At 59.6% G+C, this 22103-nt stretch carries 30 protein-coding genes; 23 read left to right on the top strand and 7 right to left on the bottom strand.

The features are described from left to right. The first annotated feature begins 35 nt into the window (after positions 1-35). From rplB to rpsQ, 7 genes are read left to right on the top strand one after another with little or no spacing between them, the layout of a single operon-like run. The gene (rplB, locus tag MHY13_RS09635) at positions 36-872 is read left to right on the top strand and encodes a 50S ribosomal protein L2 (protein WP_204610252.1); all 837 of its coding nucleotides are present in this window, start codon (positions 36-38) and stop codon (positions 870-872) included. Positions 873-885: 13 nt separating this feature from the next. Then, complete coding sequence (rpsS, locus tag MHY13_RS09630) at positions 886-1164, top strand: 30S ribosomal protein S19 (RefSeq protein ID WP_005276936.1); 279 nt, start codon at positions 886-888, stop codon at positions 1162-1164. A 3-nt stretch (positions 1165-1167) separates the two neighbouring features. Continuing rightward, positions 1168-1530, top strand: a complete 363-nt coding sequence (gene rplV / locus MHY13_RS09625; protein ID WP_005276938.1) for a 50S ribosomal protein L22 — start codon at positions 1168-1170, stop codon at positions 1528-1530. Then, positions 1530-2273 (top strand): 30S ribosomal protein S3, encoded by a 744-nt coding sequence (gene rpsC, locus MHY13_RS09620; protein WP_023027807.1) that lies wholly within the window; start codon positions 1530-1532, stop codon positions 2271-2273. The genes rplV and rpsC overlap by 1 nt, the downstream gene beginning before the upstream one ends. A gap of 3 nt (positions 2274-2276) precedes the next feature. Continuing rightward, on the top strand, positions 2277-2693 hold the full coding sequence (gene rplP, locus MHY13_RS09615; RefSeq protein WP_005322843.1) for a 50S ribosomal protein L16: 417 nt from the start codon (positions 2277-2279) through the stop codon (positions 2691-2693). After that, positions 2693-2923, top strand: a complete 231-nt coding sequence (gene rpmC, locus MHY13_RS09610) for a 50S ribosomal protein L29 (protein ID WP_005322842.1) — start codon at positions 2693-2695, stop codon at positions 2921-2923. Before rplP ends, rpmC begins: the two co-directional genes overlap by 1 nt. Before the next feature lie 2 nt (positions 2924-2925). Beyond that, positions 2926-3234, top strand: coding sequence for a 30S ribosomal protein S17 (rpsQ, locus tag MHY13_RS09605; protein ID WP_005322841.1), 309 nt, complete (start codon positions 2926-2928; stop codon positions 3232-3234). Positions 3235-3305: 71 nt separating this feature from the next. On the opposite strand, the gene MHY13_RS09600 is transcribed toward rpsQ, so the two are convergent. Continuing rightward, a complete protein-coding gene (locus tag MHY13_RS09600) occupies positions 3306-4127 on the bottom strand; it encodes a siderophore-interacting protein (RefSeq protein WP_239282967.1) in 822 nt (273 codons plus the stop codon). Between the two features lie 102 nt (positions 4128-4229). On the opposite strand from MHY13_RS09600, the gene MHY13_RS09595 reads away from it, so the two are divergent. From MHY13_RS09595 to MHY13_RS09580, 4 genes are all read left to right on the top strand, one after another. Then, positions 4230-5177 carry an ABC transporter substrate-binding protein gene (locus MHY13_RS09595; RefSeq protein ID WP_239282966.1) on the top strand — a complete coding sequence of 316 codons (948 nt, stop codon included), beginning with the start codon at positions 4230-4232 and terminating at the stop codon, positions 5175-5177. Further along, complete coding sequence (locus MHY13_RS09590; protein ID WP_239282965.1) at positions 5178-6263, top strand: iron ABC transporter permease; 1086 nt, start codon at positions 5178-5180, stop codon at positions 6261-6263. A 3-nt stretch (positions 6264-6266) separates the two neighbouring features. Beyond that, positions 6267-7301, top strand: coding sequence for an iron chelate uptake ABC transporter family permease subunit (locus MHY13_RS09585; RefSeq protein ID WP_239282964.1), 1035 nt, complete (start codon positions 6267-6269; stop codon positions 7299-7301). Positions 7302-7385: 84 nt separating this feature from the next. Then, positions 7386-8228 carry an ABC transporter ATP-binding protein gene (locus MHY13_RS09580; RefSeq protein WP_239282975.1) on the top strand — a complete coding sequence of 281 codons (843 nt, stop codon included), beginning with the start codon at positions 7386-7388 and terminating at the stop codon, positions 8226-8228. A gap of 36 nt (positions 8229-8264) precedes the next feature. Here MHY13_RS09580 and MHY13_RS09575 read toward each other — a convergent pair whose 3' ends face one another. Together MHY13_RS09575 and MHY13_RS09570 are read right to left on the bottom strand one after the other, a co-directional pair. Beyond that, positions 8265-8657: a multidrug transporter gene (locus MHY13_RS09575; RefSeq protein ID WP_049378870.1), complete on the bottom strand. Its 393-nt coding sequence runs from the start codon at positions 8655-8657 to the stop codon at positions 8265-8267. Then, a complete protein-coding gene (locus tag MHY13_RS09570; RefSeq protein ID WP_239282963.1) occupies positions 8654-9538 on the bottom strand; it encodes a carbohydrate kinase in 885 nt (294 codons plus the stop codon). The genes MHY13_RS09575 and MHY13_RS09570 overlap by 4 nt, the downstream gene beginning before the upstream one ends. A gap of 20 nt (positions 9539-9558) precedes the next feature. On the opposite strand from MHY13_RS09570, the gene MHY13_RS09565 reads away from it, so the two are divergent. Next, on the top strand, positions 9559-10767 hold the full coding sequence (locus MHY13_RS09565) for a glycoside hydrolase family 32 protein (RefSeq protein ID WP_239235159.1): 1209 nt from the start codon (positions 9559-9561) through the stop codon (positions 10765-10767). A gap of 133 nt (positions 10768-10900) precedes the next feature. Then, a complete protein-coding gene (locus MHY13_RS09560) occupies positions 10901-12922 on the top strand; it encodes a sucrose-specific PTS transporter subunit IIBC (RefSeq protein ID WP_239282962.1) in 2022 nt (673 codons plus the stop codon). A 281-nt stretch (positions 12923-13203) separates the two neighbouring features. Here MHY13_RS09560 and MHY13_RS09555 read toward each other — a convergent pair whose 3' ends face one another. Continuing rightward, a complete protein-coding gene (locus MHY13_RS09555) occupies positions 13204-14154 on the bottom strand; it encodes a hypothetical protein (protein WP_239282961.1) in 951 nt (316 codons plus the stop codon). A gap of 537 nt (positions 14155-14691) precedes the next feature. Between MHY13_RS09555 and rplN the strand changes: the two genes are divergently transcribed. The 3 genes from rplN to rplE are packed head-to-tail and all read left to right on the top strand — an operon-like array spanning position 14692 to position 15933. Beyond that, positions 14692-15060: a 50S ribosomal protein L14 gene (rplN, locus tag MHY13_RS09550; protein WP_005322812.1), complete on the top strand. Its 369-nt coding sequence runs from the start codon at positions 14692-14694 to the stop codon at positions 15058-15060. 4 nt (positions 15061-15064) lie between these two features. Next, entirely contained in the window at positions 15065-15379 is a 315-nt protein-coding gene (gene rplX, locus MHY13_RS09545; protein WP_023027809.1) for a 50S ribosomal protein L24, read from the top strand. A gap of 2 nt (positions 15380-15381) precedes the next feature. After that, positions 15382-15933, top strand: a complete 552-nt coding sequence (rplE, locus tag MHY13_RS09540; RefSeq protein WP_049358620.1) for a 50S ribosomal protein L5 — start codon at positions 15382-15384, stop codon at positions 15931-15933. A gap of 109 nt (positions 15934-16042) precedes the next feature. Here rplE and MHY13_RS09535 read toward each other — a convergent pair whose 3' ends face one another. Then, positions 16043-16924, bottom strand: a complete 882-nt coding sequence (locus tag MHY13_RS09535; protein ID WP_239282960.1) for a hypothetical protein — start codon at positions 16922-16924, stop codon at positions 16043-16045. A 141-nt stretch (positions 16925-17065) separates the two neighbouring features. On the opposite strand from MHY13_RS09535, the gene MHY13_RS09530 reads away from it, so the two are divergent. Continuing rightward, on the top strand, positions 17066-17851 hold the full coding sequence (locus MHY13_RS09530) for a formate/nitrite transporter family protein (protein WP_239194925.1): 786 nt from the start codon (positions 17066-17068) through the stop codon (positions 17849-17851). On the opposite strand, the gene fdhD is transcribed toward MHY13_RS09530, so the two are convergent. Then, a complete protein-coding gene (gene fdhD / locus MHY13_RS09525; RefSeq protein WP_239282959.1) occupies positions 17848-18666 on the bottom strand; it encodes a formate dehydrogenase accessory sulfurtransferase FdhD in 819 nt (272 codons plus the stop codon). The genes MHY13_RS09530 and fdhD overlap by 4 nt on opposite strands. Beyond that, positions 18666-18914 carry a DUF6457 domain-containing protein gene (locus MHY13_RS09520; RefSeq protein WP_005328008.1) on the bottom strand — a complete coding sequence of 83 codons (249 nt, stop codon included), beginning with the start codon at positions 18912-18914 and terminating at the stop codon, positions 18666-18668. Before MHY13_RS09520 ends, fdhD begins: the two co-directional genes overlap by 1 nt. Positions 18915-19269: 355 nt before the next feature. On the opposite strand from MHY13_RS09520, the gene rpsH reads away from it, so the two are divergent. The 6 genes from rpsH to rplO are packed head-to-tail and all read left to right on the top strand — an operon-like array spanning position 19270 to position 21913. Then, the gene (gene rpsH / locus MHY13_RS09515) at positions 19270-19653 is read left to right on the top strand and encodes a 30S ribosomal protein S8 (RefSeq protein ID WP_005322799.1); all 384 of its coding nucleotides are present in this window, start codon (positions 19270-19272) and stop codon (positions 19651-19653) included. A 15-nt stretch (positions 19654-19668) separates the two neighbouring features. Continuing rightward, complete coding sequence (gene rplF / locus MHY13_RS09510; protein ID WP_005322792.1) at positions 19669-20205, top strand: 50S ribosomal protein L6; 537 nt, start codon at positions 19669-19671, stop codon at positions 20203-20205. Positions 20206-20208: 3 nt separating this feature from the next. Continuing rightward, the gene (gene rplR / locus MHY13_RS09505) at positions 20209-20610 is read left to right on the top strand and encodes a 50S ribosomal protein L18 (RefSeq protein WP_005322788.1); all 402 of its coding nucleotides are present in this window, start codon (positions 20209-20211) and stop codon (positions 20608-20610) included. A 40-nt stretch (positions 20611-20650) separates the two neighbouring features. Continuing rightward, positions 20651-21274: a 30S ribosomal protein S5 gene (rpsE, locus tag MHY13_RS09500; protein ID WP_005322780.1), complete on the top strand. Its 624-nt coding sequence runs from the start codon at positions 20651-20653 to the stop codon at positions 21272-21274. A 3-nt stretch (positions 21275-21277) separates the two neighbouring features. Continuing rightward, a complete protein-coding gene (rpmD, locus tag MHY13_RS09495) occupies positions 21278-21463 on the top strand; it encodes a 50S ribosomal protein L30 (protein WP_023020587.1) in 186 nt (61 codons plus the stop codon). 3 nt (positions 21464-21466) lie between these two features. Then, on the top strand, positions 21467-21913 hold the full coding sequence (gene rplO / locus MHY13_RS09490) for a 50S ribosomal protein L15 (protein ID WP_005322777.1): 447 nt from the start codon (positions 21467-21469) through the stop codon (positions 21911-21913). Positions 21914-22103: the final 190 nt, after the last annotated feature.

Here is a 22103-nt window from a genome sequence, read left to right as displayed (position 1 = left end):
GCGCCACCGGAGAGCCGAAAGGAAAAGGAAGAATTATGGCTATTCGTAAGTACAAGCCGACAACTCCGGGTCGCCGCGCATCCTCCGTTTCTGAGTTTGACGAGATCACTCGTTCTACTCCGGAGAAGTCCCTGCTGCGCCCGCTGAGCAAGACTGGTGGCCGTAACAACTACGGCCGCATCACCACCCGCCACATCGGCGGTGGCCACAAGCGCCGTTACCGTCTGATCGACTTCCGTCGTAACGACAAGGACGGCATTCCGGCAAAGGTCGCTCACATCGAGTACGACCCGAACCGCACCGCAAACATCGCACTGCTTCACTACGTTGATGGCGAGAAGCGCTACATCATCGCCCCGAAGGGCCTGAAGCAGGGCACCATCGTAGAGTCCGGCCCCAACGCAGATATCAAGGTTGGCAACAACCTGCCTCTGCGTAACATCCCGACCGGTTCCATCATCCACGCTGTTGAGCTTAAGCCGGGCGCTGGCGCTAAGCTGGCTCGCTCCGCTGGTGCTTCCATTCAGCTGCTGGGTAAGGAAGGCAAGTACGCAGTCCTGCGTATGCCGTCTTCCGAAATCCGCCGTGTGGATATCCGCTGCCGCGCCACCGTAGGTGAGGTTGGCAACGCTGAGCAGATGAACATCCGCTGGGGTAAGGCCGGCCGTATGCGCTGGAAGGGCGTACGCCCGACCGTCCGCGGTGTCGTTATGAACCCGGTTGACCACCCACACGGTGGTGGTGAGGGTAAGACCTCGGGTGGTCGCCACCCTGTGTCCCCATGGGGCCACAAGGAGGGTCGCACCCGCAACCCGAACCGTTACTCCAACAACATGATCGTGCGCCGTCGTCGCCCGAACAAGAAGCGCTAAGAGGAGGTAAACAATGCCACGCAGCCTTAAGAAGGGCCCGTTCGTCGATGAGCACCTCCTCAACAAGGTGGATGCTCAGAACGATGCAGGCACCAAGCAGGTCATCAAGACCTGGTCTCGCCGCTCGACCATTCTCCCCGATTTCATCGGTCACACCTTCGCCGTCCATGACGGCCGCAAGCACGTGCCGGTTTTCATCGAGGATTCCATGGTCGGCCACAAGCTGGGCGAGTTTGCACCAACCAAGACCTTTAAGGGTCACGTCAAGGATGACAAGAAGGGACGTCGATAAGCGATGAGTGAGACCATCACCTCCGCATCCGCCACGGCCCGCTACGTCCGCGTCACCCCGATGAAGGCACGTCGCGTGCTCGATCTGGTCCGCGGCAAGTCCGTAAGCGAAGCCCTGGCTATCCTGAAGTACGCACCGCAGGGTGCTTCCAAGCCAGTTGCCAAGGTCGTTGCTTCTGCAGCCGCTAACGCTGAGAACAACTTCGGCCTCGACCCACGCACCCTGGTCATCTCCGAGGCTTATGCCAACGAGGGTCCGACCATGCGTCGTTTCCAGCCGCGTGCACAGGGTCGTGCATTCATGATTCGTAAGCGCACCAGCCACATCACCGTGGTTGTCGAAAGCCAGCAGGAAGGGGCCAAGTAATGGGCCAGAAGATCCATCCTCACGGCCTACGTTTGGGCATCACTTCCGACTGGAAGACCCACTGGTTCGCCGATAAGGACTACGCGAACTACGTAGCCGAAGACATCAAGATTCGTAACTACCTCAACAAGGGCCTCGAGCGCGCCGGCATTGCCGACGTCGTCATCGAGCGCACCCGCGACCGCGTCCGCGTCGACATTCACACCGCCCGCCCGGGCATCGTGATTGGCCGCCGCGGTGCTGAGGCTGACCGCATCCGCCGCGAGCTGGAAAAGCTCACCGGCAAGATGGTTGCCCTCAACATCCTCGAGGTCAAGCAGGTAGACGCAAACGCAACCCTGGTTGCTCACTCCATCGCGGAGCAGCTGGTTAACCGTGTCGCATTCCGTCGTGCAATGCGCAAGGCTATCCAGTCCGCTATGCGCCAGCCACAGGTTAAGGGCATCAAGATCCTGCTGTCCGGCCGCCTGGGTGGTGCAGAAATGTCCCGCGTTGAGCGCTACCACGAGGGTCGCGTTCCGCTGCACACTCTTCGCGCCGAAATCGACTACGGCACCGCAGAGGCCCACACCACCTTCGGCCGCATTGGCATCAAGGTGTGGATCTACAAGGGTGACGTCGTCGGTGGCGTACGCGAGTCCGAACTGAACGCTCCGGCACAGGGCCGTGGCCGTGACCGCAATGGTCGCTCCCGCCGCGGTGGCCAGCGCCGCCAGCGTGCACAGCAGAAGCAGGAGGGCTAATCCATGCTGATTCCTAAGCGTGTTAAGTACCGCCGTCAGCACCGCCCGAACCGTCGCGGCGTGTCCAAGGGCGGTAACCGCATCAACTTCGGCGATTACGCTATCCAGGCTCTCGAGCCGGCGTACATCACCAACCGTCAGATTGAGGCCGCACGTATTGCCATCAACCGCCACGTCAAGCGTGGTGGCAAGGTGTGGATCAACATCTTCCCGGACCGTCCGTTGACCCAGAAGCCGCTTGGCGTTCGTATGGGTTCCGGTAAGGGCCCGGTCGAGAAGTGGGTGGCTAACGTTAAGCCAGGCCGCGTACTTTTCGAGATGAGCTACCCAACCGAGGCCGTTGCTATTGAGGCTCTGCGCCGTGCAGGCCAGAAGCTTCCTTGCAAGGTCCGCATCATCAAGAAGGAGGACCAGTTCTAATGGCAACCGGTACCCCCGCCCACGAGTTCCGTGAGCTCGACAACGCTGAGCTGCAGTCCCGCCTGAAGGATGCGAAGGAAGAGCTGTTCAACCTCCGCTTCCAGAAGGCCACTGGCCAGCTGACCAACAACCGCCGCATCGGCACGGTTAAGCGCGACATTGCCCGCATCTACACCGTTCTGCGCGAGCGCGAGCTGGGCCTGTCCGTTGCTCCGGGAGCTGAGGCTTAATCATGAGTGAGGCTAACGTGACTGATTCCAAGAAGGCACCTACTCCGAAGAAGGAGAAGGTCAAGGGCGCTCCTAAGGTTCGCACCGGCTACGTAGTATCCGACAAGATGACCAAGACCATCGTTGTCGAGCTGGAAGACCGCAAGCAGCACGCCCTGTACGGCAAGATCATGCGCTCTAACAAGAAGGTTAAGGCGCACGACGAGGAAGAAACCGCAGGCATCGGCGATCTCGTACGCATCGCTGAGACCCGCCCGCTGTCCAAGGACAAGCACTTCCGTCTCGTTGAGATCATCGAGAAGGCTAAGTAAAAATTAGCCAGCGCAGCCCCTGCTCCGAATCTTATGGTTCGGGGCGGGGCCTTTGCCGTTTTAGGACTTCTTTACGGCCGGGCCCTTCCATAAAACCAGTAGGGTACCCACGTGACGTCGGTGGTATCTAGGCCCCATTCATTCACCGCGAGGCCTCGCACGCTTTTTGCTAGCCTCCCCTCGCCGGAAGCCCATACGTACCCTGGCCCCAGCGCACCGGCATAGTCCGCTCTCAGGGCGGCAACGACAGCCTCCGCCTCCTCGTGCGCTTGGGTATGAATACTTCGCAGGCTGCGTACGCTCGCCTCCCATCTAGCTGCGAGGCCTGGTTCTACCTCGTCGTTGCTGGTAACCACGGCTATAACGTCGGTGGCCCGAAGCATTTCCGGGTTATGGTCTTCTTGGTAGGCCAAAATGTGCCGCAGCGCGGGCAAGGAGGATGCGTCGGCGACTAGAAGTTGTGGCTTCTCGGTTGGCCGCCACAGGGCGTTGCAGGTGAAGAATCCCGCTGTATCTCCGGCTTGTGCGCGGCGAATCCACCGCGAGCCAGGTCCTGAATCACCGTGTGTCACCACGTCGACATCGACTGTGGCCTCCTCCGAGTGGAGCGCGCGGATGGTGTACCAGCGCAGGTCCGGCCTCCTCTCCTCGTCGATCGCGCTCACAGCCGAGCGGAGGTTTATGCCGTCGACGGGGAAGGGTGTAAATTCCTGTTCGGCTCGGGGCATGACGAGTCCAAAGAATTCATCGGGGCCAGAGAGGGTGTATGTCCGGAAAGCCTCGGCGTAGAACGTGAGCCGGTGCAAGCGCGGACGTATCTGTTTATTGGCGGTCAAAGTAACGGGGATGAGGTCGTGTGCAGACATTGGGGCCGATCGTAAGGAAGGGTTCATGTGTCTAAAAAATTACTAGTTTAGTTTAGCCTTGCCTAATCGGGGCTATGCGTTATAGGGTAAGCAAGGTTATTTTCCTCCTTTATTGAAAGGCTTAACCTCATGAAGATTTTCGGCCGTCGCACCATGGGCGCAGTCGCAATGCTTTCCGCCGGAGCCGTAGCTTTAGGCGGTTGCTCGCGTGGTGATGGTGATGAAACAGCTCAGGCGACCGACGCTGCCAGCGAGCAGCGCGTGGCTAGCCTGGGTCTAGGTGATGCCGACACGCTGCTTGCCCTGGGGATCACTCCCGTAACGGTGGCGCCGTGGGGTGCTGAGGGCGATGGCGACCCTTCTGGCGTCGGCCCCTGGGCAGAGGAACTTTTGGGCGACGCAAAGCCTGAGGTGATTTATAATACCGCGACCGGATTTACGGCGGATACCTTTGAGCAGGTCACCGCGGCCGACCCCACCCAGATCATTGCGGTGAACCAGACGGTGGATGCACGCACGAAGGGATCCCTGGAAGAAATCGCGCCTACCACCGTCAAGCCGAACGGCTATGAAGACTGGCAGGTACCCTGGGAAAAGCAGGTAGAGACCATCGCGGATGCGGTGGACAAAGAAGACGAAGGCGATAAGCTTATCGATGACACCGAAAAGGCCTTCGAGGAGTTCCGCCACGAGCACGCGGAATTGAAGGATAAGTCTGCGGCCATCGTCATGCCTTATGACGGCAAAATTGGCCTATACACCGAGGAGGATGGGCGTGGACAATTTATCGAGGACCTTGGCATGGAGATCCCCGATGCATTGCAGGGCGATGGCGGCAGCTTCTTCGTCGACATTGCCCCAGAAAACTACGCGAAGCTTAACCAGGTTGATTACCTCTTTGTCCTGGACTACAACGGCTCCTCCGATGCCTTGAAGAAGGATAAGACCTTCCAAGGCCTCGACATTGTCAAGGAGGGTCGCGTGCGCTACTTGGATACCGATACCGGCAATGCCATGAGTATGCCCAATCCGGTGACCATCCCCTGGGCAGTAGATAAATTTGAAGAGAAGCTGTAATTGTCAGCAACCACGATGGACGGCCAACAAATCCAGGCGGATTCCGCAGCAGATAGTCCTACGACCACCGGCACCCCCGCAACGGTAGTGGCGCGGGCACAGAGTCATAAAGTGCTCCTTGTCGCCTTCATTCTCGCCAGCCTGGTGTTGGCGGTGGCGTCTTTGGCGGTGGGATCCCGCTCGATTCCGCCCGGGGAGGTTATCGCTGCCCTGCACGGGGCAGGGGAGCAGGATATCCGCGATATCGTGTGGAACCTGCGCATGCCGCGCACCTTCTTGGCTTATTTCGCCGGCGCGGCCCTTGCTGTGGCAGGTGTGCTGGCGCAATCGTGGACCAGAAACCCGTTAGCGGATCCAGGATTTATTGGTGTTACCGCGGGCGCGTCCTTCTTCGTTGCCTTAGGCACGGCCATTGGTATTGCTACCTCCACCAGTATGCGGACTACCCTCGCGCTCGTTGGCGCGGGTATTACTACGCTGCTGGTCTTAGCCGTATCGCGGCGGTTTGAGGATCCCCTGACGCTCATTCTGGTGGGCGCCGGCGTCTCCGCAGCTTTGGGATCGGGCGCGACGATCATCGGTCTATATTCCACGGACGTCCTCGATAGCATGCGGCGGTGGACTATCGGCTCGACCTTTGGCCGCGGCCCAGAAGATGTCGCGATCGCGGGCATAGGGCTAGTTGTTGGCGTAGCGTGCGCGGCGATGGTGGCTAGACCCCTCGACCTTCTGGCAATGGGGGAGGAGTCCTCCCTCACCTTGGGTGGGTCCCCCACTACCGCGCGGGTGGGCGCGGCGCTCAGCGTCGTGGTGTTGGCTGGCAGCGCAACGGCAGCAACGGGTCCTATTGCCTTCGTCGGTTTTGCCATTCCCCACATCGTGCGGCGGGTGGTGGGCCCTAGCGTTGCCACCTTGCTTTTGCCCTCCGCGCTCTTGGGCGGTTGTGCCGTGCTTGCCGCTGATATCACCGGCCGCCTCATTGCGGGTAACTCGGAGCTGGAGATGTCGATCGTCCTCGCGATAGTGGGCGCACCTTTCCTCATTTGGGGTGCTCACCGCGGCGTGGGCAGAGCATGGGGGCAATAAAGCATGACCGCAATCAGCAATATTTTAAAAGCTCAACAACGCCGCCGGCACGTGCGCGTGCTCGCTTCCACGCTGGCTTTCATCCTCATCGCCCTTAGCGCGTACCTAGTGCTACTGGGGCAAGGTCCCATGGCATTGAGTCCGCGGCAGGTTATCGATGTCCTCACCGGAGGCGGCAGCAAGAACCACATCAGGGTGGTGTGGGACTTGCGCCTGCCGGTTGCCATCGCCACCGTTATCGTGGGCGCCGCCCTCGGCTTGGCCGGTTCTTGGACGCAAACCATGGCTCGTAACCCGCTGGCCTCCCCGGATATTTTAGGCGTTACCGGCGGGGCGTCGGTGCTGGTGGTCTTGGGCACCGTGCATTCGCGCCCCAGTTTCGCCGAGGGTATCCCGGAGTTTTGGTGGCGGGCATGCTTGTCGATGATCGGCGCCCTCCTCGTTGTCATCCTCCTCGCTGTTTTGGGTGGCATCGGTACGAGCAACCGCATCGTCATCGTCGGTATTGCGTTATCGCTGATGTTTCAAGCCATCGTCGCGTATTTAATGCGCAGCGCCCAGATCCTGCGCGCTGCGGAGGCGCAGACTTGGCTCGCGGGATCGACTGGATTTGTGCACATGGAGGTCATCCTCCCCCTCCTGGTGGCATTAGCGCCGTTTCTCGCCATCGGCATCTGGTGCGCGCGGGAGCTGCCGCTGCTTGCCCATGATGATTCCTCCGCAACCACCCTGGGCGTGAATATCTCCCGCCAGCGCACCCTCCTGCTTATTGCGGCAACCGGTATCAGTGCCGTGGTGGTCTCGGTGGTGGGACCCATTGGTTTTATCGCGCTGCTAGCGCCGCACCTGGCGCGGATGGTGGCGCGCACCCCTACACCATCGCCGCTGGCATCGGCAGCCGCGGGTGCCGCATTGCTGACCGTGTGTGCTGTGATCGCCGGTGCTATCCCGGTAAATGCACCGGTGGGTGCGGTTTCCTCGGTCATCGGCGGCTGCGCCTTGGTGATATTGGTGTGGAATGCGGCCGGGCGCAGCTAAACGTTGTGCCGCGGCACAGCAGGGGAATGGATAAGCACGGCGCCAGATGGTGCTAGACACTCAGACGTGGATGAAGGAAAAGAAATGAAGGATAATCGGCCTAATCAGCCTAAACAGATCACGAGCCCAAAGCCTCGGTGCAGCCTCCACGCCACCGGCATTCATGCGGGATATAAGGATGGCGAGGATATCCTTGCCGGCGTTGATCTGTACGCCCGCGCCGGCGAAGTCACCACGCTCATTGGGCCGAATGGCTGCGGCAAGTCCACTCTGCTGAAAACTCTCTCGAAAATCCTGGCCCCGCGGCAGGGCAGCGTCATGGTCGGGGAAGCTGACCTACACGCCATGTCCGCGAAGGATGCCGCGCAGCAGGTGGCGCTACTGCCACAGCACCCCGTGGCCCCCGATGGGCTGCGGGTGGGGGAGTTGGTCGCGCGCGGGCGTCATCCCTATCAGGGGAGGATGCGCGGCCTTTCCGCGACGGACCGGGAGATCATTGCGCGGGCCTGCGAGGCTACCGAGATTGTGGACTTCCTCGATCGTGATATCGCTTCGCTATCGGGCGGGCAGCGCCAGCGCGTTTGGCTGGCGTTGGCCCTGGCACAAGATACGCCCGTGCTGCTTCTCGATGAACCCACGACCTTCCTCGACCCTGCCCATGCCATGCGCATGCTGGAGTTGGCCCGCGCACAGGCGCAGGCGGGAAAGACAGTGGTTGTAGTCCTACACGATCTCATGCTGGCGGGCCACTATTCTGATTCCATGGTGGTGATGAAATCCGGCGATATCATCGCTCGTGGGGCACCGAAACAAGCGCTGTCGCCGAAGGTATTGGCGCAGGCCTATGGCATCGAGGCTGAGGCCTGGGAGGATCCGCTTGGCGATGCCCCCATTATCGTTCCCCGCCGCGTCGTAGCGGCGCATTAGTGGAGAGCTGCCAATAGTGGCTGTGTGCTAGACGCTTTATTTGACCTTTCGTTGTACATCTAGAAAAGAAATTGCCACTACAAAAAGATTGAGCACGCTTCCCGCGCCGAGCAAAAAGGTGCCGATTCGATAGGAGCCTGTGCCTACGGCGGCCATATTGCCGTAGATATAGACCCAGATTCCCCAGCCAATAAGGAGTACGAGCCCGGCGAGGCCGGAGAGCAAGCGCAGACTGCGCGGGGAAGAGGGGGCGAAAAACTTATAGGCGGCGTCGACAAGCGCGCAGGCAGCAATGCCCAAGCTCAAGCCGCCGGTGAGCCAAACAGGCAGCAGTGCGGCGGTGCCAAAGACTACAGGCAGAATGAATGCGAGAAATGCGAGGACAAAGAGCGCGGCGTGGAGCCACAGCGTGCGCTTGGTATAGGTCATAGCGAAGACTCTACTTCCTCGCGGCGCGGGGGATTGGCACCCTTGCGGGAAACGGTGATGCCAGCGGCAGTTACGGCGAAGGACAAGATGTCCTTCCACTGCGCCGGGTCTAGGGTGGCAAGGGCAGCGGCGTCGAGCCCGCGTTCATCAATCTGGGTCAGCAGGGCGGCCATAATGGTGTCGCCGGCGCCGATGGTATCGGTGACCGTGACCCGCGCGGCCGGCACCGTAAGGGACGTATCGCCCGCGCGAACGCTCAGGCCCTCGCCGCCCCGGGTGACCACTACGATGGGAACCTGCGAAATGAGGTCGTCGCCCAAGAACTCCACCTCTTCATCAGAAAGCTTCAACAAAGTCACGTAGGGGAGAAGCTCAGCCAAGAATTCGCGGTGCTCCGCAGTGGCATATAAGGGGCGGATGTTCGGGTCGAGGGCGACCAGGGTTCCCTGCGCGGCAAAGTCCTTGAGCAGCTGCGCATAGCGGGAGGCTCCCGGCTCAAGGGCGAGGGAGACCGTGCCGAAGCATGCGATATCGGCCGGCACCAGCTGTGGCTCGACCAGGCGGTCGGCCGTGCCTTCGATATAGAAGTTATAGGAGGCCGAGCCGTCCTCATGGATAGTGGTAACAGCCAAGGTTGTGGGCTCGTCACCGCGCTGGAGGTGAGTGGTGGTTACCCCCTCTGCCTCAAGGCGACCAACGAGTTCCTGCCCGAAACCATCGGTAGAAAGGCGCGACTGGAACTCTACGTCTGCTCCCAGTCTGGCGGCCGCGATGGCCACGTTAAACGGCCCGCCGCCCAGCGCCGGCGTGTGGTCGTTCAAGCTGCCAGGGGCCACCGGAACGAGGTCCACGAGGCCTTCACCGCACACATGAATAGTCATGTTTCCATAGTATCGGTGATATGAACTACCGTCCCAATTTTCACCTCGCCCCGCCGCAAGGCCGCCTCAATGATCCCAATGGCGTCTTTGTGGATGGCGATACCCTGCACGTGTACTACCAGCACGACCCGGCCTTTCCCCGCAAGCCCAAGCGCACGGGCTGGGGGCATGCGACGGCGAGCGTATCGGCCCCCACGCCGTGGCAGCACCACCCCGATGCCTTGTATCCGGACCTGCCCTATGACAAGGATGGTTGCTACTCGGGCGGTGCGGTGGTCGATGGCACCGACGTCTGGCTGTTCTACACAGGCAACCTGAAAGAGGATGGCCGCCGCATCCCGTCCCAGAACCGCGTGCGCGCCATAGACCCTTCGGGCCCGGAGGGTGGCATCTACCTCCGCGACGAGAATAATCCCCTCATTCCGGACTCCCCGGAGGGCTATACGGGGCACTTCCGGGATCCACAGATCACCCGCGATGGCGATGGCTGGCGGATGGTCATCGGTGCCCAGACCGAAGACGAGCGCGGCACCATTGTGCTGTACCGCTCGCAGGACCTGGCCCGATGGGAATTCCAGGGCGAGATTTCTTTCGACGATCCCTCGCAGCTGCCCGGCGGTTATATGTGGGAGTGCCCCAACCTGCTTACCTTGGGCGATAAGCAGGTCCTCATCTTCTGCCCCCAGGCAGAAACAGACCGCTGCGGCTATATCGTGGGCACGCTCGATGGCCTGGATTTCCATATTGAGCGCGGCTTTACCCTCCTGGATCATGGCACCCAGTTCTATGCGCCCCAGGCCACCGAGGACGGCATCCTCCTGGGATGGATGGGCATGCCCGCCCAGGATGACACCCCAACGGAAGGCTGGGTCCATACCTTGACGCTGCCCCGCCGCATCTGGCTGGAGGACAACTACCTGCACCAAGAGCCGCTGTGGTCCGCCTTGCCGGAGACCCAAGGGCGCGAAGGCTTTGGCTCCACCATCGATATCAAGGGCGAAGGCTCCTTTGCTCTTATCGACGCCGCCGGGGACGAAGCCTTCCGCGTCACCCAACGTGACGGCACCATCGCCTTTAACGGCGGCGATCCCATCGACTGCCCGGATGGCGAGATGCGCTTGATTGCTGATGGCTGCGCCGTCGAGGTATACGCCGGTGGCGGTCGCATCGCCGCGTCCTTCGCTGTGTTTGGCGAGTCCCCCTGGCAGGGGTGGGAGCCGCGCGGGTAGGTGTACCCGAAGCCGGTGAAGTTGCCAACACTCCGCCCGAATGTGTGGACTTAGGCCCGAATTCCGGCTGTAATGGAAATAAGCAGTCACGTCCGGTATTCGGATGTGAGCCATTACACTGAAGGGCTCTTCTATGGACCACAAGGAAGTAGCCGCCCGCACGCTAAAAGCACTGGGCGGCGAAGACAACATCATCGCACTCGCGCACTGCGCCACGCGCCTGCGCATGGTGCTGCAAGATTCTGACAAGGTAGACACTGCCGCGCTGGATAATGACCCCGACCTCAAGGGCACCTTTGAGGCCGGCGGTATGTTCCAGGTCATCGTCGGTCCCGGCGACGTCAATATCGTCTTCCAGGAAATGACCAACCTCATTTCCAAGGACGTGGCCGTATCCACCGACCGCTTGAAAGACATCGCCGCCGAATCCGGCAACTGGTTTAGTCGTGCGGTCAAAGTCTTGGCGGATATCTTCGTTCCGCTCATCCCCATCCTGCTGGGCGGCGGTTTGCTCATGGCTCTCAATAACGTCTTGACGGCCGAAGGCCTGTTTGGCGATAAATCCGTCATCGAGATGTTCCCGGCGTGGGAAGGCTTTGCCGGGCTAGTTAACTTGCTCGCCGCCGCGCCGTTCGCCTTCCTGCCCATCCTCGTCGGCTTTACCGCGACGAAGCGCTTTGGTGGCAACGAGTTCCTTGGTGCCGGCATGGCCATGGCGATGGTCATGCCCGATTTGGTCAGCGGCTACAGCGTGGCTGAAGCGATTGAAAGCGGTGAGATGTCCTACTGGAACATCTTCGGCTTCGACGTCGCCCAGGCCGGCTACCAGGGCTCCATCCTGCCCATCCTGGTGATTTCGTGGATTCTCGCCACCTTAGAGAAATTCCTGCACAAGCACCTCAAGGGCACGGTGGACTTCATGCTCACCCCGCTGCTGACCCTGCTGATTACTGGCTTCCTGACCTTCATGGGCTTGGGCCCCATCCTGCGCACGGCCGGCGAGTGGCTGGGCATGGGCTTGGCCAACCTCTATGACTTTGCCGGTCCCGTCGCCGGCTTCCTCTTCGGCCTCGTCTACTCGCCGATTGTGATTACCGGCCTGCACCAATCCTTCCCGCCGATTGAGACGATGCTGTGGAACGAGGGCGGCTCCTTCGTTTTCCCGATTGCCTCCATGGCCAATATCGCCCAAGGTGGCGTCGCGCTCGCCGTGTACTTCTTGGCCCGCTCCGAAAAGCTCAAGGGCCTGGCCGGTGCTTCCGGCATTTCCGCACTCTTTGGCATTACCGAGCCCGCCATCTTCGGCGTGAACCTGCGCCTGCGCTGGCCGTTCTATATCGGCATGGCGGCATCTGCTATTTCTTCTGCCTTCATCGCCATCTTTGGCGTGCTTGCCGACGCCCTCGGTGCCGCCGGCTTCATCGGCTTCGTCTCCGTCCCACGCTTCGTCCCGACCTTCCTGTTGTGCGGCGTTATCTCCTTCGTAGTCGCCTTTGTGGGCGCGTACCTCTATGGACGGGTCCTCATTCGTAAGAATGGCTCCATCGATCCGGATGAGGTCAACCCTCCTGCAGCTGAGGCGCAGGCCGCCGCAGCCACCCCGGCTGCGGTAGCTGCCGACGATGCGTGCACCATCTTCTCCCCGCTGGAGGGCACCGCCGTACCACTTTCTCAGGTCAGTGACCCCATGTTTGCTGGCGGCAAGCTGGGCCAGGGTGTGGCAATCGAGCCGACCGTGGGCAAGCTGGTTGCGCCTGCCGACGGCAAAATCACCGTCACCTTCCCCTCTCACCACGCCTACGCTATCCGCACCAAGGACCCGGCGGTGGGAAATATCGATATCCTCATGCACATTGGTTTCGATACGGTAAACCTCAAGGGCGAACACTTCACCTCCCACGTCACCAAGGGTGATGAAGTCAAGCGAGGCGATGTCCTTGCCGAATTCGATATCGACGCCATCAAGGCCGCTGGCCTCCCGGTAACCACCCCGGTGGTGGTCTCCAACTCCAAGAAGACCGGCCCCGTTATTCCTACCGAGGCCTTCCGCCCCGGCGAGCTCATTGGCTCCGGCACCGATATCTTCACCGTGGACCCCAAGCCCACCGCAGTACCTGCACAGACAGCCTCGCCGGCTTCCGAATCCGCGTCTTAATGCGCATCCTTTAAAGGTCAAGGGCGGGCTCTCGGGCCCATTGCCTTAGGGCCATCCCATTAGGTCCATAGTGATCAGGCCGATCTGAGGAAAACCACTCCTCAGATCGGCCTTTTCCACCTCAATTAAGCCTGATCAGATCGGCCTTAACTCGGATGGGCCCTTGACTCTGCGTGACCGCAATTTTAGTCAGGCATACAAAAAGCTGCGCCGGCCGGACCGAAGTCCGACCGGCACAGCCAGTCTCAGTTTCAGACCCTACTCAGTAGGGGAGTTCTTTCTTAAGCGAAGAACTTGCGGCGTGCAGCGAAGGCGCCAGCAGCAACCATTGCAGCTACGGCCAGAGCAGCCAGAGCCTGTGCAACGGAGTTGGAGCCGGTCTCAGCGGACATACCACGTGCGGAGTCTGCGGACTCGCCAGCAGCCGGAGCGGTACCTTCAGCGTTGTTGCCCTGACCCTGCTCTGCGAGCTGAGCGTTGATCTCGTCCTCGTGCTCAGCGACGATCTTCTCGGACTCAGCCTTCTCCTCAGGGGTAGGCTCAGCATTTACACGATCCTGGCTCTTAACCCAGGTCTTGCCGTCCTTGTTCAGGAAGTAGTGAACAATGCCGCCCAGGATTGGCAGAGCGATTGCAGCGCCGATGCCGGCCTTAGCAGCATCGCTCAGCTCGGAAGAGCCCTCAGGATCGGTGGTGCCAGCATTGGCATCCTTGCACTTGCCGACGGTCTCGTCGGTGATCTCGGTGTTTACCTCGTTGCTGTTCTCGACGTAAACGCTCTTATCCTGAATGTGCTGATAGCAAACGGTGCCATCCTCAAGCTCGATGGTAGCTGGGGCTGGGATGACATTTTCCTGAGAGCCTTCGGAGTCCTCGGAATTTCCACCCTCAGAACCGTTTCCTTCAGAGTCGTTTGCGCCCTCGGAGTCATTCGAACCGTCAGTGTCGGCTTCACCGTCGGTGGTGCCAGCATTGTCGTTTCCGAGCTCTGCGTCGCGAATCTGTCGTGCCTCTTCTACGGAAATTGCTTTACGCTCAACGAGGTTTCCGTCTTCGTCTCGCTTATCGTAAATGTACGTGGAGCCACCATTATCGTCTTGGCGAACGTATTCCTCGCCGTTTTTAGTAACGGACATTGGGTCACCGATTTGAGCCTGAGCAACAGCCGCGCCGCCAAAGGCGAGCGCGCCGGTCAGAACAGCAGCGGTCAGGGTCTGTGGCAAACGCTTCATGTGTTTCTCCTTCGGGAAATATAGGTACGCGCCAAAAAGCAGATGTCTTTCTTGACGCAAACCACATTAGTCACATCGTTCCCAACTGTCACCTCAAAAACGTGAATTAACTGGAATTTTCATGTGTTACACGTGTGAAAATTGGGTCAATTTAGAACATGCGTGCCCGGAAAGTTGCACCGCCAGGCTTGGAAGTGCGAACTAAAGTCCCAGGTAGAGCAATTAAATGCGACGGGCGAGGGGGATTGACCTATTCGAAACAAGGCTTTATGGGGGTGTCCGGGGGTAATGCAGGGAAAATTTTGGCGTTGGAGGGGTGTCGGCAAGCAAAAGACAGTGTTTTGGTAATGGTGCGCGCGTGTGGTTGAATGTATAGGTTGCAAAAGCTGGTCGGCCCGTAGCGGTGCGTTTCCGAACCGCCGGTCCGAGACCCTTCGGCATAGTCCGTTGTCAAGGCTTGAGCATCGCAAGTTTGTAGACCGCGTGCGGCAAGGACGGAAATCTTACCGCACATCAATCCAGGTCAGGAGACCCATAGTGATTCAGCAAGAATCGCGTCTGCGCGTCGCCGACAACTCTGGTGCACGTGAACTGCTGTGCATCCGCGTTCTCGGCGGCTCTGTCCGACGCTCCGCTGGCATCGGCGACGTCATCGTCGCGACTGTCAAGGACGCCGTTCCAGGCGGCAACGTCAAGGAAGGCGACGTAGTAAAGGCCGTTATCGTCCGCGCTAAGAAGGAGACCCGTCGTCCGGACGGCTCCTACATTCGCTTCGACGAGAACGCTGCAGTTGTTCTCAAGGGCGATAGCGAGCCCCGTGGTACCCGTATCTTCGGACCGGTTGCTCGCGAACTTCGTGACAAGCGTTTCATGAAGATCGTTTCTCTCGCACCGGAGGTGATCTAGTCTTATGAAGATCCATAAGGGAGATATGGTGATCGTCATTTCGGGCCCAGATAAGGGCGCGAAGGGCAAGGTCATCGAGGCATACCCAAAGCGTGACAAGGTCCTCGTTGAGGGCGTTAACCGCATCAAGAAGCACGTCGCAAACTCTGCTGCCGAGCGTGGCGCCGAGTCCGGCGGAATCGTTACCCAGGAAGCTCCGATCCACGTGTCCAACGTTGCGATCGTTGATTCCGAAGGCAACCCGACCCGCGTGGGCTACCGTTTCGACGAGAACGGCAAGAAGGTCCGTATCGCGCGTAGCAACGGGAAGGACATCTAAAAATGAGCGAGAACTACACCCCGCGTCTGAAGACTCGCTACCGCGAGGAAATCCGCAAGACCCTGAATGACGAGTTCAACTACGACAACGTCATGCAGATCCCTGGCGTTACCAAGGTTGTTGTCAACATGGGTGTTGGCGAAGCCGCACGTGACTCCAAGGTCATCAACGGCGCACTCGAGGACCTGACCGCTATTACCGGTCAGAAGCCGCAGCTGCGTCGCGCTAAGAAGTCCATCGCGAACTTCAAGCTCCGTGAAGGCATGCCCATCGGTGCACGCGTTACCCTGCGTGGCGACCGTATGTGGGAGTTCCTGGACCGCCTGCTGACCATCGCGCTGCCACGTATTCGTGACTTCCGCGGTCTGTCTGATCAGCAGTTCGACGGCCACGGCAACTACACCTTCGGCTTGTCCGAGCAGTCCATGTTCTACGAGATCGACATCGACAAGATCGACCGCCCTCGTGGTATGGACATTACCGTCGTTACCACCGCTACTAACGACGACGAGGGCCGCAAGCTCCTGCGCGAGCTCGGCTTCCCGTTCAAGTAGATAGAGCGCTAAGAAATCCCAACTCCCCGGAAGGGGCGTTGGGATTTTCTAGTTTTACCGAGCAGTTTGGATTCAAAGGTGCGCAGGCGCCGGCTTGTGCGGGTGTGGCTTAGGCGCTTTCGGCCTCTGTGTGCGTGGTGCCCTCATACTGCCAGCCGACGACCGCGTTGCGCACCGCTGGCTCCAGCGGATTCGCAGGTTGAATGCAACTGATGGTGAGAAGGCGGCCGGGCATGGGGCCTTCGCCCCAAATAGAGGCGTCGTCAGAAAGCCCCTGTTTATCTGGGTCGTGTAAGTCGGTAGCAGTATAGATGAGCCAGTTCTGGCCGGAATTTTGGGTCCGCACGTAGAGCTTGTCTCCCAGATGAACCTTGTGCTCATTGGCAGAGCCATCGTAGAGGTTATTGAAAACGCCTGGCACTCCCGCACCGGTATGGCCGGCAATGACCACGAGGTCCTGGGACGTCGTGCCCGGCAGAGAATAAGGGCGGTCTTCGGCAGTATAGGTGCAGGCCTCATTCATGGAGTCCGGATTGATGGCACCGTTGACTACGCGGCAGGAGCCGTCTTGAAAATCGGCATGAACCTCAATAGCTGGGATGAAGAGCTCGACTGCAGGTGAAGGGTCGATGGCAGGTGCCTCTTCTGCAGTGACTTCATTGGTTTCTAGTCCCTCTGGAGGGTTGACCACGCGGTTAATCGTGCTGGCGAGTAACACGGTGGCAACGATGCCGGTGACCACGCGAAGGATGCCGGAGGACTTCCATACCTTTTTGATCCGCTCCCACATGGTGGGTTTGCGGCGGTGCCGGGGAAGTGAGGTGTCCTCAATGCGGCGCGGCGGGTGGCGGCGCTGTTGTTGGCGGGTGCGCGTTTCGGCCTGGCGCCACTGGCGATCAGCATCTGTGCGGTCGGATCGCGATGGAACGCTGCGGCGCCCATTAGCGGGAAGCCGATTCGGTTCCCGCCGCGGCCGGTAGTGGGAATCCATGCGACCTCCGAAGAGAAAATAAGGGTTATAGGAAAGCTCTAGCTTACAACGCAGGGGTATGCATACCCGGAATTGACGCGGAATCAGGTGGTCACGATAAGATTACAGGGATTTAATTCGCTCTAATTAATGAGGTAGAAGATGTCTCTCAATGATGCCGCTAAGGCGGCGGCCGTCAAGAAGGTCACCTTATTAGATGAATCCTTCTCTCGCTTCGCGGTGCGCTCCACTTTGGCCGGCGTGTACCTGTGCATCGGTACCGCATTTGCTGGTGTGGTTGGCCAAGCCGTCAATGGTGTAGCACCAGGCTTGGGTGCGGTGACCTTTGCTCTATTCTTTGGCCTCGGGCTCTTCGCCATTTTGATTCTGGGCGCGGATCTGGCCACGGGAAACATGATGTATATGGTCTATGCCGCAAGCAATAAGCAGGTTTCGTGGGGCAAAGCCTTCTACCTTTTGCTCATCACGACTCTCTTCAATCTGGTGGGCGCAGTCATCTTTGCGGCCATCATGGGTATGTCCGCAAAATTCGCTGAAATGGATCCTTCGCATCTGTTGGTCACCCTTTCTGAGGGGAAGCTGACCAAGTCCCCGCAGGGAATGCTGGTAGAGGGAATCGCGGCGAACTTTGTGGTCAATATGGGCATCGTCGGCGCCATCTTTGCTAAGGACATTGTCTCTAAGTTCTTCGTCATCATTCCGATTATTGGCGCCTTTGTTGGCCTGGGCCTGGAGCACGTTATCGCGAACTTCTGCCTGTTTAGCATCACGCTATTCGCTTCCGATCCGGTGCCGGTAGCCCTGACTGCTGGTAACGTGGCTCTCAATTGGATCCTGGTCTGGATCGGCAACTTTATTGGCGGCGGCCTTTTAGTTGGCGGCGTCTACGCGTGGCTCAATCGCGGCCCTGAAGCCTACCGCGACTAAGCGAGCTCCCCAGAATAAAGGTTAAAACGGTCACCGCGGGCGAAGCCCACGAGTGCCATGCCAGTTTCGCGGGCCGTTTCCACCGCTAAGGAGGAGGCGGCGCTGACGGCAACCAGCATTCCGAAGCCGGCCATCGCGGCCTTTTGGACGAGCTCAAAGCTGGCGCGCGAGCTCATTACCAAGATGAGATCGTCTGCAGGCAGTCGATCTTCTAGCAGAAGGTGACCGATGACCTTATCGGCGGCATTGTGCCGGCCGATATCTTCGCGGATGACCACCGGTTCTCCGTCTAGGGTGAAGGCGCCGGCGGCATGGATGCCGCCGGTTTTCTTAAACTGTTTTTGCTCGGCGCGCAGAGCTTCGGGCAGCTTGGCAATGACATAGGGGTCCACCGGTACCTGTGGAATCGGGTACCGGGTGTGCTTGGTTAGTGCCTCGATGGAGGAGGTACCGCAAACGCCGCAGGCAGAAGTTGTGGTGGTCAAGCGCAGATCGCTGAGGTCGAGCACATTCTTCTTGGCTAGATCGACGTCGAGCAAGTTATAAGTGTTCATCCCGTCGACGGTGGAGCCGGCGCAGTAGCGGGCCTCGGTGACGTCGCTAAGCGAGGCAATATGGCCCTCCGAATGCAAGAAACCGTGTGCTAGCTCCACGTCATGTCCGGGAGTGCGCATAGTGGTGGTGATGGTCTGGCCGCCCACACGGATTTCAAGCGGTTCCTCGCCGGCGACGGTATCGGCGCGGGTATCGACCTGCAGGCCATCTCCTAGGCGGACCTTGGTGACGGCAAAAGTAGAGTTCTTGCGGCCGGCCATTACTGCAGCTCCTGCTTCAGGACATCGATATTGCTGCGGGCTTCCTCTACGTTGCCGGATGCTAGACCCACGAGGAAGGCAGTAAGTGGGGCCGCGGGGCGGGAGCGATTGTGTGCGACGTCCTTGGTGAGGTCCAGGATTTCGCGGGTGAGTGCGGTTGCCTCTTGGGGATCGAGGCCGAGGTGGCGGGCGGCTTCTTCGAGCCACTCGTGTGCGGATTGGATGGGGTCCTCGTGTGTTTGGCTCATCACCATCTCCTTATTTACGTTCGTGCTGGTCTCGACTCTAATGAAGGCGCCAGATTATTTGGAAACCCGCAGGTTATGGCGTAGCATAGTACCTCGTGCTTGCGCCGAGGCGTCAGCGCGCCCCAATCAATGCGGATTTTGGCGCGCTGAGCTGCAGAAAGCGCCGAGCCGATGCAAGAACTGAACATCAACTTTGTTGTAGGCCCCTCGCCGTAGATAGCGGACCGTTGTCTGAATCAAAGGGTGGCGAGCGCCTTACGGTATTGACCGTAGGGAGCGTGAGTAGCCCGAAATCACACGGAGAACGCTTTGGTGAGCACGGGAACCGCAACGAGAAAGGTACACGGTCACTCATATGACTATGACTGATCCTATTGCCGACATGCTGTCGCGCGTGCGCAACGCAAGTAATGCGCACCATGACACCGTGTCGATGCCTACCTCCAAGCTGAAGGCAAACATTGCCGACATCTTGAAGCAGGAAGGCTACATCGCTGACTACACCGTCGAGGGCCACACCCTGTCCCTCGAGCTGAAGTACAACAACCGCGAGCGCTCCCTGTCTGGCCTGCGTCGCGTGTCTAAGCCGGGTCTGCGTGTGTACGCAAAGTCCACCGAACTGCCACAGGTCTTGGGCGGCCTGGGCGTGGCTATCATTTCCACGTCCCACGGCGTGCTGACTGACCGTCAGGCTGAGGAGAAGGGCGTAGGCGGAGAAGTTCTCGCCTACGTCTGGTAAAGGGAGGTTTGACACATGTCTCGAGTCGGTCTAGCACCAATCGCCGTACCGAACGGCGTCGAAATCAAGATCAACGGCCAAGACGTTGAGGTTAAGGGCCCTAAGGGCACCCAGAGCGTTAACGTTCCAGAGCCTATCGCCATCAACCTGGAAGACGGCGTACTGTCCGTCTCCCGCCCTGATGACCACCGCAAGCACCGTGCTCTGCACGGTCTGTCCCGCTCTCTGCTGAACAACGCCGTTGTTGGCGTGACCGAGGGCTACACCATCAAGATGGAAATCTTTGGTGTCGGCTACCGTGTCCAGCAGAAGGGTAAGGACCTGGAATTCAGCCTGGGCTACTCCCACCCGATCCTCATCGAGGCTCCGGAGGGAATTACCTTCGCAGTGGACGGCGCAACCAAGCTGTCCATTACCGGTATTGACAAGCAACTAGTCGGACAGATCGCCGCTAATATCCGTCGTCTGCGTAAGGACGATCCTTACAAGGGCAAGGGTATTCGCTACGAGGGCGAGCAGATCCGTCGCAAGGTCGGAAAGACGGGTAAGTAAGCAATGGCAAACACTGAAAACACCAAGCGCACTCCAGTCGGCAAGGACATTTCCTCCCGTCGTCGCGAAGCACGCGCACGCCGTCACTTCCGTATCCGTAAGACCCTGCGTGGCACCCCTGAGGCACCACGTCTGGTTCTTCACCGCTCCTCCCGCCACATGCACGTGCAGGTCATCGATGACCTGGCAGGCCACACCCTGGTCTCCGCATCCTCCATGGAGGCGGACGTTCGTGCACTCGAGGGCGATAAGAAGGCCAAGGCTGCCAAGGTAGGCGAGCTGGTTGCCGAGCGCGCTAAGGCCGCTGGCATCGAGCACGTCGTATTTGACCGCGCAGGCTACAAGTACCACGGCCGCGTCGCTGCGCTGGCTGACGCCGCACGTGAAGGTGGTCTGAAGTTCTAATGATCATCGTCAACGGAAACATCAACGGAAGGAACGCCTAATGTCGGACCGTGAACAGCGTGACGGCGGACGCTCCGCCGAGAACAACAAGAACAACCGCGGTGGCAACGGCCGCCGCAACGATCGTCGTAACCAGCAGGACAACGAGCGCGATAAGTACATCGAGCGCGTTGTGACCATCAACCGCGTCTCCAAGACCGTTAAGGGTGGCCGCAACATGTCCTTCACCGCCCTCGTCGTCGTAGGTGACGGCCAGGGTCAGGTTGGCGTTGGCTACGGCAAGGCCAAGGAAGTCCCGGCCGCAATCCAGAAGGGCGCTGAAGAGGCTCGCAAGAACTTCTTCCGCGTTCCGATGATTGCCGGCACCATCACCCACCCGGTTGAGGGTCGCGACGCAGCTGGCATCGTCATGATGAAGCCTGCCGCACCTGGTACCGGTGTTATCGCTGGTGGTGCTGCTCGTCCAGTGCTCGAATGCGCTGGCGTGCAGGACATCCTGTCGAAGTCCCTGGGCTCCGACAACGCACTCAACGTCGTCCGCGCTACTGTGGACGGCCTCAAGCAGCTGGTCCGCCCTGAAGAGGTTGCCGCACGTCGTGGCAAGTCCATCGAAGAGGTCACCCCGGCCCGTATGCTGCGCAAGCGCGCAGGTCAGGAGGCATAAGCAATGGCTCTGAAGATTACACAGGTAAAGGGCCTGGTGGGCACCAAGCCGAACCACCGCAAGAACATTGAGGCTCTCGGCCTCAAGCGCATCGGTCAGTCCGTAGTTAAGCAGGACACCCCGATCGTTCGCGGTATGGTTCACAAGGTTCGCCACCTGGTCACCGTCGAAGAAGTGGCAGGGGAGTAAACCATGGCTGATATCATCAAGCTGCACGACCTGCGCCCAACCGCAGGAGCAAACAAGCCTAAGACCCGCGTCGGCCGCGGTGAGGCATCCAAGGGTAAGACCGCTGGTCGCGGTACCAAGGGCACCGGTGCTCGTAAGCAGGTTTCCGCTGCTTTCGAGGGTGGCCAGATGCCGATCCACATGCGTCTGCCTAAGTTGAAGGGCTTTAAGAACCCGAACCACGTTGAGTACCAGGTAGTTAACGTTGCTGACCTGGCCGAGAAGTTCGCAGATGGCGGCGACATCACCGTTGCTGACATCGCAGCTGCCGGCCTGGTCCGCGCTAACAAGCCGGTCAAGGTTCTGGGCAACGGCGACATCAACGTTAAGTTGAACGTCACCGCTGACAAGTTCTCCAAGTCTGCTGTAGAGAAGATCGAGGCTGCTGGCGGTTCCGCCAACACCAAGTAATCTCCTCTAGGTAGATTTCATCCCCCTCTCCGCGCACGCGGGGCAGGGGGATGTTTCCGTTTTGCAGGCTTGGCGGATTCTAGGGGTCGTTGCAACGATGATGGTTAGTTTGGTTTGATGCTACCGGTTTGTGTGAGGGCGTTGGTCATGACTTCGGCTGGGGTGCGCCAGTTGAGTGCTTTGCGTGGTT

This window comes from Corynebacterium sp. ACRPE, assembly GCF_022347435.1.
Lineage (GTDB): Bacteria > Actinomycetota > Actinomycetes > Mycobacteriales > Mycobacteriaceae > Corynebacterium > Corynebacterium tuberculostearicum_D.
This window is presented reverse-complemented; position numbering and strand designations above follow the sequence as displayed.

What these genes read in the sequence shown, in the direction of transcription:
- rplB (WP_204610252.1), top strand. Translation starts at nt 36, where the DNA reads ATGGCTATTCGTAAGTACAAGCCGACAACTCCGGGTCGCCGCGCATCC.
- rpsS (WP_005276936.1), top strand. Translation starts at nt 886, where the DNA reads ATGCCACGCAGCCTTAAGAAGGGCCCGTTCGTCGATGAGCACCTCCTC.
- rplV (WP_005276938.1), top strand. Translation starts at nt 1,168, where the DNA reads ATGAGTGAGACCATCACCTCCGCATCCGCCACGGCCCGCTACGTCCGC.
- rpsC (WP_023027807.1), top strand. Translation starts at nt 1,530, where the DNA reads ATGGGCCAGAAGATCCATCCTCACGGCCTACGTTTGGGCATCACTTCC.
- rplP (WP_005322843.1), top strand. Translation starts at nt 2,277, where the DNA reads ATGCTGATTCCTAAGCGTGTTAAGTACCGCCGTCAGCACCGCCCGAAC.
- rpmC (WP_005322842.1), top strand. Translation starts at nt 2,693, where the DNA reads ATGGCAACCGGTACCCCCGCCCACGAGTTCCGTGAGCTCGACAACGCT.
- rpsQ (WP_005322841.1), top strand. Translation starts at nt 2,926, where the DNA reads ATGAGTGAGGCTAACGTGACTGATTCCAAGAAGGCACCTACTCCGAAG.
- MHY13_RS09600 (WP_239282967.1), bottom strand. Translation starts at nt 4,127, where the DNA reads ATGAACCCTTCCTTACGATCGGCCCCAATGTCTGCACACGACCTCATC.
- MHY13_RS09595 (WP_239282966.1), top strand. Translation starts at nt 4,230, where the DNA reads ATGAAGATTTTCGGCCGTCGCACCATGGGCGCAGTCGCAATGCTTTCC.
- MHY13_RS09585 (WP_239282964.1), top strand. Translation starts at nt 6,267, where the DNA reads ATGACCGCAATCAGCAATATTTTAAAAGCTCAACAACGCCGCCGGCAC.
- MHY13_RS09580 (WP_239282975.1), top strand. Translation starts at nt 7,386, where the DNA reads ATGAAGGATAATCGGCCTAATCAGCCTAAACAGATCACGAGCCCAAAG.
- MHY13_RS09575 (WP_049378870.1), bottom strand. Translation starts at nt 8,657, where the DNA reads ATGACCTATACCAAGCGCACGCTGTGGCTCCACGCCGCGCTCTTTGTC.
- MHY13_RS09570 (WP_239282963.1), bottom strand. Translation starts at nt 9,538, where the DNA reads ATGACTATTCATGTGTGCGGTGAAGGCCTCGTGGACCTCGTTCCGGTG.
- MHY13_RS09565 (WP_239235159.1), top strand. Translation starts at nt 9,559, where the DNA reads ATGAACTACCGTCCCAATTTTCACCTCGCCCCGCCGCAAGGCCGCCTC.
- MHY13_RS09560 (WP_239282962.1), top strand. Translation starts at nt 10,901, where the DNA reads ATGGACCACAAGGAAGTAGCCGCCCGCACGCTAAAAGCACTGGGCGGC.
- MHY13_RS09555 (WP_239282961.1), bottom strand. Translation starts at nt 14,154, where the DNA reads ATGAAGCGTTTGCCACAGACCCTGACCGCTGCTGTTCTGACCGGCGCG.
- rplX (WP_023027809.1), top strand. Translation starts at nt 15,065, where the DNA reads ATGAAGATCCATAAGGGAGATATGGTGATCGTCATTTCGGGCCCAGAT.
- rplE (WP_049358620.1), top strand. Translation starts at nt 15,382, where the DNA reads ATGAGCGAGAACTACACCCCGCGTCTGAAGACTCGCTACCGCGAGGAA.
- MHY13_RS09535 (WP_239282960.1), bottom strand. Translation starts at nt 16,924, where the DNA reads ATGGATTCCCACTACCGGCCGCGGCGGGAACCGAATCGGCTTCCCGCT.
- MHY13_RS09530 (WP_239194925.1), top strand. Translation starts at nt 17,066, where the DNA reads ATGTCTCTCAATGATGCCGCTAAGGCGGCGGCCGTCAAGAAGGTCACC.
- fdhD (WP_239282959.1), bottom strand. Translation starts at nt 18,666, where the DNA reads ATGGCCGGCCGCAAGAACTCTACTTTTGCCGTCACCAAGGTCCGCCTA.
- MHY13_RS09520 (WP_005328008.1), bottom strand. Translation starts at nt 18,914, where the DNA reads ATGAGCCAAACACACGAGGACCCCATCCAATCCGCACACGAGTGGCTC.
- rpsH (WP_005322799.1), top strand. Translation starts at nt 19,270, where the DNA reads ATGACTATGACTGATCCTATTGCCGACATGCTGTCGCGCGTGCGCAAC.
- rplF (WP_005322792.1), top strand. Translation starts at nt 19,669, where the DNA reads ATGTCTCGAGTCGGTCTAGCACCAATCGCCGTACCGAACGGCGTCGAA.
- rplR (WP_005322788.1), top strand. Translation starts at nt 20,209, where the DNA reads ATGGCAAACACTGAAAACACCAAGCGCACTCCAGTCGGCAAGGACATT.
- rpsE (WP_005322780.1), top strand. Translation starts at nt 20,651, where the DNA reads ATGTCGGACCGTGAACAGCGTGACGGCGGACGCTCCGCCGAGAACAAC.
- rpmD (WP_023020587.1), top strand. Translation starts at nt 21,278, where the DNA reads ATGGCTCTGAAGATTACACAGGTAAAGGGCCTGGTGGGCACCAAGCCG.
- rplO (WP_005322777.1), top strand. Translation starts at nt 21,467, where the DNA reads ATGGCTGATATCATCAAGCTGCACGACCTGCGCCCAACCGCAGGAGCA.